Annotated in this window: 1 protein-coding gene; it reads right to left on the reverse strand. The window is 68.9% G+C overall.

What is annotated here, in order from left to right; genetic code table 11:
- Positions 1 to 575, reverse strand: a 575-nt coding sequence (locus tag AC1DTN_RS38665) for a branched-chain amino acid ABC transporter permease (protein ID WP_477925505.1), incomplete at both ends; no start/stop codon positions are given.

A 575-nucleotide genomic window follows, 5' to 3' on the forward strand; every position in this document is an offset into this window, starting at 1 on the left:
CCACGGCGCCGACCAGCGGCCCGTACTTCGAGCCGGCGCCGCCGAACAGCACCAGCAGCAGGATGAAGATCGACAGGTTGAAGGTGATGAAGTCGGAGTTGATGTACTGGTTCTGCTGCGCGACCAGCGCGCCCGCGATGCCGCAGGTGACCGCCGCGACGACGAACGCGATCACCTTGGCGCGGTAGACGCGCACGCCGACCGATGCCGACGCGATCTCGTCGGCCTGCAGCGAGAGCAGCGCGCGGCCGAAGCGGCCCTGCAGGAGGTTGCCCAGCAGCAGATGCGCCAGCGCGCAAAGACCGATGCCGAGCCACACCCACTGCTGCGAGCTCAGCGGCTGGTCGTTCCAGGTCAGGGCCTTGATGCCGTAGATCCCCTGCGCGCCGCCGAACACCTCGGTCCATTCGCCCACCAGCTTCTCGACGACGATGCCGAAGGCCAGCGTCACCATCGCGAGATAGGGGCCCTTCACCCGCAGCGAGGGCAAGGCGATCAGCACGCCGCACACGCCGGAAATCGCCGCCGCCGCCGCCAGCGCGAGCCAGGGGTTCATCTCGGTGCGGGTCGTCAGC

It is taken from the genome of Rhizobium sp. 01T444 (genome assembly GCF_056398305.1).